The organism is Agromyces sp. Root81, from assembly GCF_001429165.1.
Lineage (GTDB): Bacteria > Actinomycetota > Actinomycetes > Actinomycetales > Microbacteriaceae > Agromyces.
This window is the reverse complement of sequence record NZ_LMIR01000003.1, coordinates 285867-300998: the sequence shown is the minus strand read 5'-3', so window position 1 is coordinate 300998 and position 15132 is coordinate 285867. Positions and strand designations below refer to the sequence as shown.

Genomic DNA, 15132 nt, shown 5'->3' with positions numbered 1-15132 from the left:
GTCAGCCTCGGAACCGTTCGGACGCCATGCCGGCGGTGCCGAGCCCGCTCACCTGGAAGACCGATCCGGCCGCCGGATCGGCGACCGGATCGGTCTGGAACGCCGCGGAGGTCACCCAGAGTTCGTCGAGGGCCGATCCGACGAACGCGCACGAGGTGGGCTGGGTGGTGGGAATCGCCACCGAGCGCAGGCGTCGGCCGTCGGGGGAGAACTCGTGCACGGCCGACCCGGCGAACTCCGCGACCCAGAGGTTGCCCGCGGCGTCGACGGTGAGGCCATCGGGATACCCGGTGAACTCAACGGCGTCGACCAGCACCGTCGACGATGGGCCGAGTGCGCCGGTGTCGGCATCGAATGGGAAGCTCAGGATCTGCTTCGCCTGGGTCTCGACGAGGTAGAAGACGTCGCCGGCCGGGCTCCACCCCATGCCGTTCGGCTGGGTGAGGTTCGGCAGCACGAGCGTTGCACGCCACTCCTCGTCGAGCCGCCAGAGCCCGCCGAATCCGGGTGCGAAGTCCGTCGCGCAGCTGCCGGCCCAGAAGCGACCACGGGGGTCGGTCTTCGCGTCGTTCATCCGGATGCCGGGCGGCAGGATGTCGACGCGATGCGAGACCTGCCCGTCGGACTCGATCGCGACGAAGCCGCTCGCGACGGCGGCGACCCAACCGCCTTGCGTACGGGGGGCCGCAGCACCCACCGTCGCCGGATACGTCATCGCAACGGTGGTGCCCCGCTCGAGGTCGGTCGTGAGGATCTCGCCGGCGAGGATATCGACCCAGTGGACCGCGTTCGCCGCGGCATCCCACACCGGGCCCTCGCCGCATTCGGCTCGACGGCTCACTGCAATGGTGATGTGCTCGGTCATGGTGCCCCTCAGGACTCGAAGTAGTCGGGGAACTCGTCGCGGAGCTTCTCGGTGTCGACGAGGATGCGGCTCGAGTGCTGGTGAATCACCTGCACGCCGACGGCCTCGTCGCGCCGGGCCAGCGCGTCGACGATCTGCTGGTGCTCGTGGACGATCTCCTCGTTCGCGATCGCGGCTTCGAGATTCATGCGGCGGAGCCGGTCGAGCTGCAGCTTCGTGCCGCGAATGAACTGCCAGAGATGCGGCACGCCGGCGAGCGTGAACACCTGGTGGTGGAGTTGCTCGTCGGTCTCGAAGAACGCCTCGATGTCGTTGCGTGCGGCGGCCTCGCGATTCTCGTCGACGAGCTGCTGAATCCGGGTGGTGTCGAGGTCGGCAGTGCCGATCGCCTGCTGGAATGCGCTCGTCTCCAGCGCGTTGCGGATGAACACGGCGTCGCCGACTTCTCGCATCGAGATGGGTGCGACCTGGCTCCCGACCTGGGGCACGACGCTGACGAGTCCGTGCTCGACGAGGCGGGCGAACGCCTCCCGCACGGGGGCGCGGCTGACGTTCAGCCAGGCGGCTACCGCAGGTTCGGACAGTGCTGCACCCGGCTCCAGTCGGAGGTAGCGGATCGCCTCGCAGAGCTCGTCGTAGACGTAGTCGGAGATGCGGCCGCGCGAGGCCCCTGGTCGTCGCAACTGCCTCGGGGCGTCCAGGCCCGCGAGGCCCGGCACACGGGAATTGCTTCGGGCGCCGAGCTCGGTGGTCGGATTCTCTCGTGCGGCGTTCATCGTGCCCCAATCTTCTTCGATCGCTTGCAGACTAGTATACAAGTGTCTATAGTTGCCGCAACCGCCACCGATCAAAGGAGATGGACGAATGCGGAAAACCAAGATGTTCGCAGCAGCAGCGGGCGCGATCGCCCTCGCGCTCACACTCGCAGCATGCTCGGGAGGCTCCGAGGGCTCCGAGGGCAGCGAGTCGGACTCGGGAGCTGACGCGCTCAAGGTCGGCCTGATCATGCTGCAGGGCGACACCTACTACCAGGGCATCCAGTCAGGGCTCGAAGCTGCCGTCGCAGCCGACGGCGGCAGCGTCACGACCGGCCTCTCGAACAACGACCCCGCGACCGAGAGCCAGGTCGCCCAGAACATGATCCAGGCCGATGTCGACGCGATCCTCATGCAGCCGACGGCGGACGAGGCATCTATCGCGACCATGCAGGCCATCAAGGACGCGGGCATCGCGCTGATCTGCTACGGCAACTGCGTGGGCCCCACCACCGACGAAGCGCTCGTGGACGGCGTCATCCAGTCCGACAACACGGCGCTCGGCACCGGCACCGGTGAAGTCGCCGCGAAGTACATCAACGACGAGCTCGGCGGCACCGTCAACCTCGCGATCCTCAACTGCGACATCGCCTCGGCGTGCAAGCTGCGCAAGGCCGGCTTCCTCGAGGCCCTCGAAGCGGCGGGCGTCACCGTGAACACCGTCACCGACCAGGAGGCGTACCTCGTCGACAAGGCGACGCCCGTGACGACGGACATCCTGACGGCGCACTCCGACGTGGACCTCATCTGGGCCTCGAACGAGGGCGGCACTGCAGGAGCCACCATCGCGGTGCAGCAGTCCGGCAAGGCGATCCCGGTGTTCGGTACCGACATCTCCGCGCAGCTCGCCGAGTTCGTCACCTCGGCCGACGGGGTCTTGCAGGCCACGACCGGACAGGACCCGGTCGGCACCGCGGAGGGCGCGTACGAGATGGCGAAGAAGGTCATCGACGGAGGCAGGAACGACCCGCACAGCGTTGAACTGCCCGGCATCGTCTACGACCGCGCCAACCCGGCGACGACTGAGGAGTTCATCGCGGCCCAGTAGCAGCATCGGCCCGCGAGCGGGCGAGGCGAGGGGCTCAGACCTCCGCCTCGCCCACCACGACCACCACCATCGATGAGGATGACAGGAATGAACGACGAGACGATCCTTGCTTGTCGCGGGATGACGAAACGGTTCGGCGCGGTGACGGCGCTCGAGGGCGTCGACTTCGAGCTGAAGCGCGGAGAGGTCAGGGCCCTGCTCGGCAAGAACGGCGCCGGCAAGTCCACCCTGGTGAACCTGATCTCCGGATCGCTCCAGCCCGACCACGGTGAGATCACGCTGCTCGGCGAGACCGTGCACTGGGCGAACCCGAAGGCCGCGCAGGCCGGCGGCATCGCCGTGGTGCACCAGGAGTTCAGCCTGGTGCCCGGCCTCACCGTCGCCGAGAACATCACCATGGGACGGTGGCCTCGACGACGCGGATTCGTGAACGGCGCAGCACTGCGCGAACACGCGGCGCGAGCCCTCGCCTTGCTGGGAGCGGATATCCCGCTCACCGCCGAAGTCGGCAAACTCGCACTGGCGGAACAGCAGATCGTCGAGATCGCGAAGGCGCTGGTCGACGAGCCGAAGGTGCTCATCCTCGACGAGCCCACGAGCGCGCTCAACCAGACCGAGGTCGAGGCGCTCCTCGGGCTCGTCCGTCGGCTCGCGCACGGCGGTGTCGCGGTCATCTACGTGTCCCACCGGATGAAGGAGATCCCGCTCGTCGCCGACACGCTCACCGTCCTTCGAGACGGTCGCGAGGTCGCGACCCACGACGTCGCCAGTGTGTCATCGGCGCAGGTCGCCGAGCTGATCAGCGGGAGCATCGACGTCGGCACCGAACTCGAGCATCGTGATCGCCGCGAGGCGCCGGTCGTGCTCCGGGTCGAGGATCTCAAGGTCCCGCATCGGCTGCACGGCGTGTCCCTCTCGCTGCACGAAGGCGAGGTGCTGGGCATCGCGGGGCTCCTCGGGTCCGGGCGAACCGAACTGCTCGAGTCCGTGTTCGGGCTGCGGCACGACGCCACCGGGCGCATCGAGCTCGGCGGTCGGCACGTCGTCGGCCGGCATCCTCGGCGGATGCTCGACCTCGGGGTCGCGTACACCTCGGAGGACCGGAAGGCCGCCGGCATCGTCTCGATGCTCGGTGTCGGCGAGAACCTCCTTCTCACCGCGCGCGGACGGGTGCTGCCGAAGTTCTGGCTCCGCCCGATCAAGGAATCCCGTCTCGTCAAGGATTCGATGGCGGCGCTCTCCATCAGGGCGTCGTCGCCCGACCAGGAGATCGGAACGCTCTCCGGCGGCAACCAGCAGAAGGGCGTGATCGGCAGAGCCCTGACCGCGAAGATGCGGGTGCTGCTGCTCGACGAACCCACTCGTGGCGTGGACCTCCACGCCAAGGCCCAGATCTACCGACTCATCCGCGAGCTGGCCGACGGCGGCGTGTCGTCGATCTTCGTCTCCTCGGAACTCGAGGAGATCGCCGAAGTGTGCGACCGGGTCCTCATCCTCAGAGACGGCCGCGTCCACGAAGAGCTCATCGGTCGCGAGGCGACCGCAGAGCGGATCCTCGCCCTTGCAATGCGACAGGAACATGAACATGACTGAAACCACCGCTCCCACCACGACACCGAGTTCGGGGGTGCGACTGTTCCAGCGAGTCCGGAGCTGGGACGGCCTCGGGCTCCTGGTCGTCTTCATCGCGCTCTACGTGACGCTCTCGATCATGACGCCGAGCTTCCTCACGGCGTCCAACCAGCTCAGCATCCTCCAGAACGCCGCATTCTTCGGCATCGTGGCATTCGTGATGACGCTCGTGATCGTCTCGGGCGAGATCGACATCTCAGTGGGCTCCATGGCGGCGCTCGCGTCCTCGCTCCTCGGCGTCTTCGTGATGAAACAGGGCGTTCCGATGGTCTTGGCGATCGTCCTCGTCCTCGGTATCGCGGCAGGGATCGGGGCGTTCGCCGGTGCGATGCGCTCCTACTTCAACGTGCCGACCTTCATCTCGACGCTGGCGCTCTTCCTCGCCCTCCGCGGGCTCGCCCAGCTCGTCACGAACAACTTCCCCATCCCGATCCCGTCGAGCGATTTCTTCTACTGGGGCGACGGACGAGTCCTCGGGATCCCCGTCCCGGCGATCTACCTCGTCGCCGTCGGCGTGCTCGTCGCGGTCATCGCCCGTCGTACCGTCTTCGGCCGATCGGTCTACGCGGTCGGCGGCAACTCGAAGGCCGCCTCGCTGTCCGGCATCCCCGTCCGCCGCATCAAGATCCTCGTGATGGCGATGTCCAGCACCGCGGCCGCCGTGACCGGCCTGCTGCTGAGCGCGCAGCTCTCGTCGGCCAACAGCACGATCGCCGTCGGGCTCGAGTTCGATGCGATCTCCGCGACGATCATCGGTGGCGCGGCCCTCACCGGCGGCAAGGGCACCGTCGTCGGCACGGCGATCGGCGTGCTGTTCATCGCGGCGCTCCTGAACGGGATGGTCCTGCTGGGCGTGAACCCCTACGCGCAGCAGGTCGTCCGGGGCGCGGTCGTCCTGATCGCCGTCCTCGTCAACGTGTGGCGCACGCGCCGCCATTCCATCGGCTGAACGCGGAGGACCTGCGCACATGAGAACCGACACCAACGACGCCGAGCTCTTCGAGCTCGTCAACACCAGGCTGTACACCGCGGTTGTGGGGGACATCCTCGATCGACTCGGCCGGACGAACCAGTTCCTCCCGCCCGAGATCCGCCCACTCCTGCCGACGATGCGCCTCGCCGGCCGCGCCATGCCGTCGCTCGTCGCCGACGTCTACGGCCCGCAGGCCAAGCCGTTCGGCCGGCTCACGGAGGCGCTCGACCAGCTCGAGGCCGGCGAGGTGTACATCGCACCCCGCACGAGCGCGCCCGTCGCGATGTGGGGCGAGATCCTCACCGCGACCGCGCAGTCGCGTGGAGCCGTCGGCGCGGTCGTCGACGGATACCACCGCGACACCGAGAAGGTGCTCGGGCAGGGCTTCCCGGTGTTCAGCCACGGCAATTACGCCCAGGACTCGAGTGTCCGCACGATCGTGCACGACTACCGGACGACGATCTTCGTCGGCGGTGTGCGGATCGATCCGGGCGACCTCGTCATCGGCGACATCGACGGGGTGCTCGTCGTGCCGAAGGCCGTCGAAGACGAAGTGATCGAGGCGGCACTCGAGAAGGCCTCGGCCGAAAACGTCGTCCGCAAGGCGATCGAGGACGGCATGAGCGCCACCGAGGCGTTCGCCACGTACGGGGTGCTGTGATGGTGGCGACGAACCAGACCTCGAACCCGCACGACGGGCGGGTCGTGCTCGTGACCGGTGGCTCCCAGGGCATCGGACGCGGCATCGCCGAGACCTTCGCACGCGAGGGCGCCTCCGTCGTCGTCCACGGACTCACCGCGGACTACGTCGACGAGACCGTCGAACTCATCCGAGCCGCCGGCGGGACCGCGGTCGGGACGTTCGGCCCGATCGACGAGGAGCAGACGTCGGCGACGGCGGTCGCACTGGCGCTCGAGACGTTCGGCCGCCTCGACCACCTCGTGACCGCCGCCGGGATCCAACGATACGGCGACATCGTGTCCACGTCGGTCGCCACCTGGGACGAGGTGTTCGCCGTCAATGTGCGGGGCGTCTTCCTCGCCGCCCACGCCACGCTCCCGGAGATCCGCAGGAACGCGGGAACCGTGACGATCATCTCCTCGGTCCAGGCGACCGCGACACAGGCCTCGGTCGCCGCGTACACGGCCAGCAAGGGGGCGCTCAACGCGCTCTGTCGCGCGATGGCGGTCGACGAGGCGGAGTACGGCGTGCGGGTCAACTCGATCGCGCCGGGATCGGTCGACACGCCGATGCTCCGCCACTCCGCGGCGATGTGGTCCGACGGCACGCCTGCAGGCGTCGAGCAGACCATCGCGGACTGGGGCACCTCTCATGCGCTCGGACGAGTCGCCCAGCCGAGCGAGATCGGCACAGCCGCCTCATTCCTCGCGAGCGATGCCGCCAGCTTCGTCACGGGAGCGGAACTCCGCGTCGATGGCGGACTCCTCGCCCGCATCGCGACGACGCTGCCGACGAAGCACTGAACCCACACACACGATTGGACCGACCAGACATGATCAAGCTCAGCGAGTTCCTCCCGCCGCGACCGGAGGAGACGTCCTGGCGCCTCATCCGCCAAGCCGGCGTCGACAACGTCGTCGGCGTGCTGAACGGCGCCGAACAGGACCAGCGGATGTTCGCCTCGGTCGGCGCGGGCGGATGGACGGCCGACGACCGGGCCGAGGTCCCGTGGGGCGAGCAGGCGCTGAAGCACAACATCGAGGTCTACGACCGGTACGGCTTCACGCTCGTCGCCACCGAGGACACTGCGCCGATCGACAAGGCCCGCCTCGGCCTCGACGGTCGTGACGAGCAGATCGACCAGGTCATCGAACAGGTGCGGGCGATGGGCCGGCTCGGGATTCCGACGCTGGCGTACAACTGGATGGCGCTGTCGAGCTGGGGCCGCACCGACATCGCGATCCGCGACCGGGGCGGTGCGCTCGTCACCGGATACCAGCGCTCGATCGGGCAGGCCGGGAAGCCGCTCGTGCAGCCCGGCGAAGTGACCCGCGAGCAGATGTGGGACGCGCTCGAGTACTTCCTGAAGGCGGTCGTGCCCGAGGCCGAGGCCGCAGGCGTGCGATTGGCTATGCACCCCGACGATCCGCCCCAGCAGTGGGACCGCAACCTTCCCCGCATCATGAGTTCGGTCGAGGCGTTCCGCCGGATGGTCGAACTCGTGCCGTCGTCGCACAACGCGATCACCTTCTGCCAGGGCAATTTCGCGCTCATGCCCGAGATCCTCGACGGGACGACCTCGATCCCCGACCTCATCCGCGAGTTCGGAACGGACCGGATCGACTTCGTGCACTTCCGCGACGTCAAGGGCACCCCCGAGGCGTTCCAGGAGACGTTCCACGACGCCGGGCAGACCGACATGCCGGCCGCCATGGAGGCCTATCGGCAGATCGGGTTCAGCGGCCCCATGCGCCCCGACCACGTGCCCACGCTCGAGGGCGAGTCGAACGATCGACCGGGTTACGAGACCCTCGGCCGGCTGTTCGCGATCGGCTACATCCGAGGGCTCGAGCAGTCCGCCTACGGGCACCCGTCCACTCGTCGGTGACGAGCCGCTCATGAACGAACCGTACGAGCCCACGACGGATGCCCCGACCGGCGGGGACCCGGGCGGCGCGCTCGATCTCCTCGACCGCATGCGGCTGCGGCTGCCGGGAGAGCAGGTGCAGATCGAGGCGCTGTCGGGCGGGGTCTCTTCGGACATCTGGCTGATCCGGTCGGGGTCGACGTCCTTCGTCGTCAAGCGGCCGCTCGAGCAGCTCAAGGTCGCGGCCGACTGGCGCGCCCCCATCGATCGCGGCGCATCGGAGGTGGCGTGGCTCGCGTACGTCGACTCGGTCGTCCCCGGAGCCTGTCCGAAGGTGCTCGCGTACGACCGGGGGACGTTCGCGATCGCCCTCGAGTACCTCGACCCGGCCACGCACCTGAACTGGAAGTCGCAGCTGATGGCCGGCGACGTCGATGCCGGATTCGCCGGTGCCGTCGGCCGGGACCTCGGCCGCATCCACGGGGCATCCGCTCGAACGCCCGAACTGCAGGCGCGATTCGATCATCAGGACCTGCTCGAATCGCTCCGGATCGAGCCGTACTTCCTGCGCACCGCTGAGGCCGTGCCCGAGGTCCGCGACGAGCTGCATGCGATCGTCGACGGGATTCGCGGCACGCGGATCGCCCTCGTGCACGGCGACGTGAGTCCGAAGAACATCCTCGTGGGCGAGCGTCCGGTGTTCCTTGACGCCGAGTGCGCGACCTGGAGCGACCCGGCGTTCGACGCCGCGTTCTGCCTCACGCACCTCAAGCTGAAGGAGATCCACCGGCCGGCCGACGCCGAGGCGTTCGCGAACGCCGCTCGCGCGTTCGAGTCGGCGTACCTCGCCGAAGCGGACTGGGAGGCCCCGGAGCAGCTCCGAGACCGGATCGCCCGGATCATCCCGGCGCTCATGCTCGCTCGCGTAGCGGGAGCCTCGCCCGTCGAATACCTCGACGACGCCGCGAGACGCACCGTCGGCCGGCTCGCGCGAAGCGCACTCCGGTCGGGCCGCTCGATCGACGAAACACTGCAAGAGGAAGGTGCCGCCCATGGCTGACCTGATCGAATCGACCGTCGCCCGCCGAGTCTGGGACTCGCGCGGAATCCCCACGGTGGAGGTCGAGATCACGACGACGGGAGGTGCGCGCGGTCGCGGGATCGCCCCCGCGGGAGCCTCGACGGGGCGACGCGAGGCCGTCGAGCTGCGCGACGGCGGCCCGACCCTGTCGGGCAAGGACGTCCGTCGCGCCGTCGGACTCGTCCAGACGCATGTCGCGCCGGCACTCGTGGGTCGCGAGGTCGCCGACCTGGCGGGCATCGACCGGGTGCTCGGCGCACTCGACTCGCTCGATCCCGAGCCCGATCGGCCGCGCCTCGGCGGCAACACCACCACTGCAACCTCCTTGGCTGCCCTGCACGCGGCTGCCGCGAGCCGGGGCATCCCGGCCTGGAAGCTGCTCGACCCCGAACCGCTCCGGCTGCCCCGCCCGCAGATCCAGATCATCGGCGGCGGCGCGCACGCGGCCCACCGCACCACCGTGCAGGACTTCATGGTCGTGCCCGTCTCGGCGACCTCGATCGAGGAGGCGCTCGTGCACGTCGCCGAGATCTACCGCGCGGTCGGCGACGTGCTCGCCGCGCGCGGTCCCCGACGTGGCGTCGCCGACGAGGGCGGGCACTGGCCGGAGGTCTCGGGCACCGAGGACGCGCTCGACGTGCTCATGGCCGGCATCGAGCGAACCGGATTGGTGCCGGGCGTCGACATCGGCATCTCACTCGACATCGCAGCGACCCAGTTCTATCAGCACGGACTCTACGTCCCCGACGACGGCGTCGCCATATCGACCTCCCAGTGGATCGCGCAACTCGTCCGCATCTGTCGCGACTATCCGGTGATCACGCTCGAAGACCCGGCTGGTGAGGACGACACGATCGGGATGCGACTCGCCGTCGCGGGGACCGATCCGGGCACGCTCGTCGTCGGCGACGACTACCTCGTGACCGACGCGGAGCGCATCGCTCGCGCCGCCGAGGACGAGGCCGTTGACGCGGCCCTCATCAAGGTGAACCAGATCGGCACCGTCACCGCCGCCGCGAACGCGGTGCGTTCGGCGCGCGAGCACGGGCTCGCGGTCATCGTGTCGGCGCGGTCCGGCGAGACGGAGGATGTCTCGGTCGCACACCTCGCCACCGGATGGGGGGCGGACTTCGTCAAGGTCGGCTCGATCACGCGCGGTGAGCGAACGGCCAAGTGGAACGAACTCATCAGGATCGACGCGGAACTCGGGGGCATGCCGCTGGCGCCGGTTCCGCGTCGTCGCCCGCGGTGAGCGAAAGCGTGCACCGCACGCCGGCCGCCTCGTCCTGAGTCGGCCCTTCCGTTCCGCGCCGTCGGCGCCGGGCTCCGCGTTCGGCTCGGAGTCCAGCGCCGCTTCGCCTCGTCCCGGTCGTTTCGTCGGGCGTTACGGCTGCGACGGCCGCGGTGCGCCGGCGCTCGCCGCGGCGATGCACGCCTCGAGCGCGACCCACGCGAGCATCGCGCACTTGACCCGCATGACGTACTTCGAGACGCCGTGGAAGGCGATCGCGTCGCCGAGCAGATCCTCGTCGGCCTCGCCGGCGCCCTGCGAGCGCATCATCGTGCGGAACCCGTCGATGAGCTCGCGCACGCGGTCGAGGTCGGCGCCCGCCGCGAGCTCGGTCAGCGCCGAGGCCGAGGCCATCGAGATGCTGCAGCCGTCGCCGGTCCAGCCGATCGCCTCGATCGCGGTGCCGGATGCATCGAGGCGGATGCCCATCGTGATCTCATCCCCGCACGTGGGGTTCAGCTCGTGGTGCGTCGCGTGCGGGTCGTCGAGTTCGCCGTCTCCGAGCCGTCGGCGCGAGTGGTCGAGGATGAGCTCCTGGTAGAGACCGGAGAGGTCGCTCATGCGCCGACCCCGAAGAAGCCGCGGACCTCGGCCAGCGCTGCGGCGAAGCGGCGCACCTCGTCGGCGGTCGTGTAGACGTAGGCGCTCGCCCGCGTCGTCGCGCGCAGCCCGAGCCGCCGGTGCAGGGGCTGGGCGCAGTGGTGCCCGACGCGCACGGCGATGCCCTGCGCGTCGAGGAACTGGCCGACGTCGTGGGCGTGAACGCCGGGCACGTCGACGCTCGCGAGGGCGGCGCGCGGGCTGCCGGGCGGCGGGCCGACGAGACGCACGCCGGCGATCCGGGAGGTCTCCTCGACGAGGAGTTCGGCGAGGGCCGTCTCGTGGGCGTGCACGTTCTGCATGCCGAGCGCGTCCAGGTAGCGCACGGCCTCTGCGAGGGCCACGGCCTGGGAGACCGGCTGCGTGCCGGCCTCGAAGCGCTGCGGGGAGGGGAGGAACGACGCCGACTCCATGGTGACGGTCGTGATCGTCGAACCGCCGGTGCGTGCGGGCGGCAGCGCGTCGAGCAGGTGCGCGCGGCCGTAGAGCACGCCGATGCCGGTCGGCCCGAGCATCTTGTGGGCCGAGAAGGCGGCGAAGTCGACGCCGAGTTCGGCGAAGTCGGTGGGGCGGTGCGGCACAGACTGGCAGGCGTCGAGCATGACGAGGGCGCCGTGGCGGTGGGCGAGCTCGACGACCTCGGTGACGGGCGCGAGGTATCCGGTGACGTTCGAGACGTGCCCGAAGGCGACGAACCGCGTGCGCGGCCCGATGACGGATGCCGCGTCGTCGATCGACCAGGTGCCGTCGTCGTTCACGGGGATCCAGCGGAGCGTCGCGCCGGTCTTCGCCGCGAGTCGCTGCCACGGGATGAGGTCGGCGTGGTGCTCGGCCTCGGTGACGACGATTTCGTCGCCCGGCCCGAGCCGGAAGATCTCGGCCTCCGCGCCGCCGAGGCCGGCTGCGGCATCCGCCATGCCGAGCGCGACCATGTTGATCGCATCGGTTGCGTTCGAGGCCCAGACGATCTCGCGGGGGCGGGCGCCGACGAAGCGGGCGACCGTCTCGCGAGCCTCCTCGAACGCGGTGGTCGAGGTGCCGACGAGCGTCGACGCGCCGCGGTGCACGGCGGCGTTCGCGTGCTCGAGGTAGGCGCGCTCGGCGTCGAGCACGGCGACGGGTCTCTGCGCGGTCGCGCCGGAGTCGAGATAGGCGAGCGGATGCCCGTTCAGCTCCTGATCGAGGTACGGGAAGTCGCGCCGGAGCTCCGCCGGCAGCAGGCCGTCGACGACGGTGGTTCGATCGAGGGTCACTGTTCCTCCCAGCAGGCCGGTGCGGGGGCGCGCCGGTACCCTTCCAGTCTGACGCAGTTTCGATCGGTGATCGCCGTGAGCGGGTCATCCGTCATCTCCCGAGGCCGAACTGTGCTCGGCGGGTCGCATCGGGATACCGTTTGGTATGCCCCGGAGCGTGAGTGAGCGCGGTGAACGCGACGACGAGGTCGACCTGCTGATCGACGCGTGGTCGCATCGCCTGCCCGGCGTCGACCTGACGCCGCTCGACGTCATGTCGAGGCTCCGGCGGGTGGCGAATCGACTCGGCCGGCTACGGGCGAGCGCATTCAGCGGCGCCGGGCTCGCGGTCTGGGAGTTCGACGTGCTGGCCGCGCTCCGCCGGGCGGAGCCGCCCCATGAGTTCAGCCCGGCGCAGCTCATCGAGGCGACCATGATCGGCAGCGCCGCCATGACCAATCGGCTCGACAACCTCTCGCGCCGCGGCCTCGTCGAGCGCCGGCCGAATCCGCGCGACGGGCGCAGCGTGCTCGTGCGGATCACCGACGAGGGCGCGACGCGTGTCGACGAGGCGATGCGCATGCTCGCCGAGCGCGAGGCCGAGGAGCTCCGAGGCCTCAGCCGTGAGGAGCAGGCGACCCTCGCGGCCCTCCTGCGGCGGCTCGGGCAGGACGCGGAGTGACGGCTCGAGCGGATGCCGCGGCATCCGCCTGCCCGTCGCCGTGAGAGGTTGGGGGGATGCAGTTCGCGACGCTTGAAGCCGGCGGTTCCACCTTCACACTGCGGCGCGCGCAGCGCGGCGACCTCGCGGCGCTCGTCGCGATCATCGCCGCGGACTCGCTTCGCGCCGCCGAGGAGACCGCCTCGGCCGATGAGCTCGGGCCCTACGAGCGGGCGTTCGACGCGATCGACGGCGACTCCGCGCAGCTGCTGGTCGTGCTCGAGACCGCCGATGCCCGCGTCGTGGGCACGATGCAGCTCACGGTCATCCCCGGGCTCGCCAGGCGCGGGGCGACCCGCATGCAGATCGAGGCCGTGCGCGTCGCGGAGGAGCTGCGGGGCCTGGGGCTCGGCTCGGCGATGATCGAGTGGGCGGTCGGCCATGCGCGCGAGCACGGGGCGGCGCTCGTGCAGTTGACGTCGGATGCGCGCCGGGCCGATGCGCATCGCTTCTACGAGCGGCTCGGCTTCGAGGCATCCCACGTGGGGTTCAAGCTCTTCCTCTGACCGCGTGCCCTGACGGGCGTTCGGTGAGTGGCACGACGTGCCTATTGTGCACGACGTGCACGTGAGGCAGGATGGCTTCACTGTCCGCCGATGAATCGGAGCTCGTCGAAGATGACCGAGAACATGACGATCGACCTGCTCGTGGTCGGATCGGGAACCGGGCTCGCCGCGGCCCTCTCCGCGCACGAGCAGGGCGCAGAGGTGCTCGTGATCGAGAAGACCGACTTCGTCGGCGGCTCGACCGCGCGATCCGGCGGCGCGTTCTGGATTCCCGCGAACCCCGTGCTCGACGAACTCGGCGCGAACGACTCGCCCGAGAAGGCCCGCATGTACCTGAGCGCGGTCGTCGACGGAACGAGCCCCGAACCCCGCTGGGAGAGCTTCCTCGAGCACGGCTCCGACACGGTGCGCATGCTCGAACGCACGACGCGGATGCAGTTCACGTGGGCCGAGGGCTACTCCGACTACCACCCCGAGCTGCCCGGCGGCTCGGCTGCCGGTCGCAGCTGCGAGTGCCGTCCGTTCGACGTCGCCCGGCTCGGTACGGAGCGGGCCCGGCTCCGGCCGGCCGTCATGGAGGCGCCGCTGCCGATGCCCGTGACCGGCGCCGACTACAAGTGGCTGAACCTCATGGCCAAGTCGCCGGTGCGCGGCTTCGGCGTCGCGATCAAGCGTGCGTTCCAGGGCATCGGCGGCAAGCTCATCGGCCGCGAGTACGCGGCCGGCGGTCGCGCACTCGCGGCGGGCCTCTTCGACGGCGTCGTGCGCGCCGGCATCCCGGTGTGGACGGGGGCGAGCCTCGAACGGCTCGTCACCGATGACGACGGCGCCGTCGTCGGCGCGGTCGTCACCCGGGAGGGCCGGGAGATCACGATCACCGCGCGTCGCGGCGTGGTGCTCGCCGCAGGCGGGTTCGACCACGACCTCGCACTCCGGCGCAGCCTGCAGTCGGAGTCGCTCGAGGACTGGAGTCTCGGCAGCGACGGCAACACCGGCGACGCGATCCGCGCAGCGCAGGAGCTCGGCGCGGGCGTCGCCCTGATGGACCAGGCCTGGTGGTTCCCCGCGATCGCGCCGCTGCCGGGCGAGCGGCCCACGGTGATGCTCGCCGAGCGCTCGCTGCCCGGCTCGTTCATCGTCGACGCCTCGGGCAACCGGTTCCTCAACGAGGCCGAGGACTACATGTCGTTCGGCCACGACGTGCTCGAGCGGGAGCGCGAGGGTCGACCGGTCGGCTCCATGTGGCTCGTCTTCGACCAGGAGTACCGCAACAGCTACCTGCTCGGCGGCGCGGTGTTCCCGCGCATGGCCCTCCCGAAGGCCTGGTACGAGCACGGCATCGCCGTGCGCGGCTCGTCGTGGGCCGAGCTCGCGGAGCGGATGGGCGTCTCGGCCGATGCGCTGGGGGAGACCGCAGGCCGGTTCAACGAGCTCGCCAAGGCGGGAGCCGACGACGACTTCGGCCGAGGCGACAGCGCGTACGACCGCTACTACGGCGACCCGACTATTACCCCGAACCCGAACCTCCGCCAGCTGAACCCGGCGGGGCTGTACGCGGTGCGCGTCGTCCTGTCCGACCTCGGCACCTGCGGCGGCGTCACCGCCGACGCCGACGGTCGCGCGCTCGCCGAAGACGGCACTCCCATCCGCGGCCTCTACGTGATCGGCAACGCGGCGGCCAATGTGTTCGGCGAGAGCTACCCGGGCGCCGGTGCCACGATCGGCCAGGGACTCGTCTACGGGCACATCGTCGCGAGTCACGCGATGGCCGCGCGGGCGGTCGACGCGGAGCACTGAACTCCGTCGCATGGGGGATCCG

General features: G+C 70.0%; 15 protein-coding genes. 11 read left to right on the top strand and 4 right to left on the bottom strand.

The features are described from left to right. Window position 1: 1 nt before the first annotated feature. Together ASE14_RS15970 and ASE14_RS15965 are read right to left on the bottom strand one after the other, a co-directional pair. Window positions 2–865 carry an SMP-30/gluconolactonase/LRE family protein gene (locus ASE14_RS15970; RefSeq protein ID WP_056657248.1) on the bottom strand — a complete coding sequence of 288 codons (864 nt, stop codon included), beginning with the start codon at window positions 863–865 and terminating at the stop codon, window positions 2–4. Window positions 866–873: 8 nt separating this feature from the next. Continuing rightward, window positions 874–1641, bottom strand: a complete 768-nt coding sequence (locus ASE14_RS15965) for a GntR family transcriptional regulator (RefSeq protein ID WP_056657245.1) — start codon at window positions 1639–1641, stop codon at window positions 874–876. 88 nt (window positions 1642–1729) lie between these two features. Between ASE14_RS15965 and ASE14_RS15960 the strand changes: the two genes are divergently transcribed. From ASE14_RS15960 to ASE14_RS15925, 8 genes are all read left to right on the top strand, one after another. Further along, window positions 1730–2728 (top strand): substrate-binding domain-containing protein, encoded by a 999-nt coding sequence (locus tag ASE14_RS15960; RefSeq protein ID WP_082600966.1) that lies wholly within the window; start codon window positions 1730–1732, stop codon window positions 2726–2728. 87 nt (window positions 2729–2815) lie between these two features. Then, complete coding sequence (locus ASE14_RS15955; RefSeq protein WP_162257759.1) at window positions 2816–4321, top strand: sugar ABC transporter ATP-binding protein; 1506 nt, start codon at window positions 2816–2818, stop codon at window positions 4319–4321. Then, complete coding sequence (locus ASE14_RS15950; protein ID WP_056657239.1) at window positions 4314–5309, top strand: ABC transporter permease; 996 nt, start codon at window positions 4314–4316, stop codon at window positions 5307–5309. Before ASE14_RS15955 ends, ASE14_RS15950 begins: the two co-directional genes overlap by 8 nt. Window positions 5310–5328: 19 nt before the next feature. Further along, a complete protein-coding gene (locus tag ASE14_RS15945) occupies window positions 5329–5994 on the top strand; it encodes an RraA family protein (protein ID WP_056657236.1) in 666 nt (221 codons plus the stop codon). Then, window positions 5994–6818, top strand: coding sequence for an SDR family NAD(P)-dependent oxidoreductase (locus ASE14_RS15940; RefSeq protein WP_056657234.1), 825 nt, complete (start codon window positions 5994–5996; stop codon window positions 6816–6818). Before ASE14_RS15945 ends, ASE14_RS15940 begins: the two co-directional genes overlap by 1 nt. Before the next feature lie 29 nt (window positions 6819–6847). Then, window positions 6848–7903, top strand: coding sequence for a mannonate dehydratase (locus tag ASE14_RS15935; protein ID WP_056657232.1), 1056 nt, complete (start codon window positions 6848–6850; stop codon window positions 7901–7903). A gap of 10 nt (window positions 7904–7913) precedes the next feature. After that, window positions 7914–8942 (top strand): phosphotransferase family protein, encoded by a 1029-nt coding sequence (locus ASE14_RS15930; protein WP_056657230.1) that lies wholly within the window; start codon window positions 7914–7916, stop codon window positions 8940–8942. After that, complete coding sequence (locus ASE14_RS15925; protein WP_056657226.1) at window positions 8935–10215, top strand: enolase C-terminal domain-like protein; 1281 nt, start codon at window positions 8935–8937, stop codon at window positions 10213–10215. Before ASE14_RS15930 ends, ASE14_RS15925 begins: the two co-directional genes overlap by 8 nt. Window positions 10216–10347: 132 nt before the next feature. On the opposite strand, the gene sufU is transcribed toward ASE14_RS15925, so the two are convergent. Together sufU and ASE14_RS15915 are read right to left on the bottom strand one after the other, a co-directional pair. Continuing rightward, window positions 10348–10815, bottom strand: coding sequence for a Fe-S cluster assembly sulfur transfer protein SufU (sufU, locus tag ASE14_RS15920; RefSeq protein ID WP_056657223.1), 468 nt, complete (start codon window positions 10813–10815; stop codon window positions 10348–10350). Then, window positions 10812–12107, bottom strand: a complete 1296-nt coding sequence (locus ASE14_RS15915; protein WP_056657221.1) for a SufS family cysteine desulfurase — start codon at window positions 12105–12107, stop codon at window positions 10812–10814. Before ASE14_RS15915 ends, sufU begins: the two co-directional genes overlap by 4 nt. Before the next feature lie 157 nt (window positions 12108–12264). Between ASE14_RS15915 and ASE14_RS15910 the strand changes: the two genes are divergently transcribed. From ASE14_RS15910 to ASE14_RS15900, 3 genes are all read left to right on the top strand, one after another. Beyond that, window positions 12265–12768 (top strand): MarR family winged helix-turn-helix transcriptional regulator, encoded by a 504-nt coding sequence (locus ASE14_RS15910; protein WP_235511442.1) that lies wholly within the window; start codon window positions 12265–12267, stop codon window positions 12766–12768. Between the two features lie 56 nt (window positions 12769–12824). Then, window positions 12825–13313: a GNAT family N-acetyltransferase gene (locus ASE14_RS15905; RefSeq protein ID WP_056657214.1), complete on the top strand. Its 489-nt coding sequence runs from the start codon at window positions 12825–12827 to the stop codon at window positions 13311–13313. A gap of 111 nt (window positions 13314–13424) precedes the next feature. Beyond that, entirely contained in the window at window positions 13425–15110 is a 1686-nt protein-coding gene (locus ASE14_RS15900) for a 3-ketosteroid-delta-1-dehydrogenase (protein ID WP_082600963.1), read from the top strand. Window positions 15111–15132: the final 22 nt, after the last annotated feature.

Coding starts and splice junctions, on each gene's coding strand:
- ASE14_RS15970 (WP_056657248.1), bottom strand. CDS start 865: ATGACCGAGCACATCACCATTGCAGTGAGCCGTCGAGCCGAATGCGGC.
- ASE14_RS15905 (WP_056657214.1), top strand. CDS start 12,825: ATGCAGTTCGCGACGCTTGAAGCCGGCGGTTCCACCTTCACACTGCGG.
- ASE14_RS15930 (WP_056657230.1), top strand. CDS start 7,914: ATGAACGAACCGTACGAGCCCACGACGGATGCCCCGACCGGCGGGGAC.
- ASE14_RS15900 (WP_082600963.1), top strand. CDS start 13,425: ATGACCGAGAACATGACGATCGACCTGCTCGTGGTCGGATCGGGAACC.
- ASE14_RS15955 (WP_162257759.1), top strand. CDS start 2,816: ATGAACGACGAGACGATCCTTGCTTGTCGCGGGATGACGAAACGGTTC.
- sufU (WP_056657223.1), bottom strand. CDS start 10,815: ATGAGCGACCTCTCCGGTCTCTACCAGGAGCTCATCCTCGACCACTCG.
- ASE14_RS15940 (WP_056657234.1), top strand. CDS start 5,994: ATGGTGGCGACGAACCAGACCTCGAACCCGCACGACGGGCGGGTCGTG.
- ASE14_RS15945 (WP_056657236.1), top strand. CDS start 5,329: ATGAGAACCGACACCAACGACGCCGAGCTCTTCGAGCTCGTCAACACC.
- ASE14_RS15935 (WP_056657232.1), top strand. CDS start 6,848: ATGATCAAGCTCAGCGAGTTCCTCCCGCCGCGACCGGAGGAGACGTCC.
- ASE14_RS15925 (WP_056657226.1), top strand. CDS start 8,935: ATGGCTGACCTGATCGAATCGACCGTCGCCCGCCGAGTCTGGGACTCG.
- ASE14_RS15950 (WP_056657239.1), top strand. CDS start 4,314: ATGACTGAAACCACCGCTCCCACCACGACACCGAGTTCGGGGGTGCGA.
- ASE14_RS15960 (WP_082600966.1), top strand. CDS start 1,730: ATGCGGAAAACCAAGATGTTCGCAGCAGCAGCGGGCGCGATCGCCCTC.
- ASE14_RS15965 (WP_056657245.1), bottom strand. CDS start 1,641: ATGAACGCCGCACGAGAGAATCCGACCACCGAGCTCGGCGCCCGAAGC.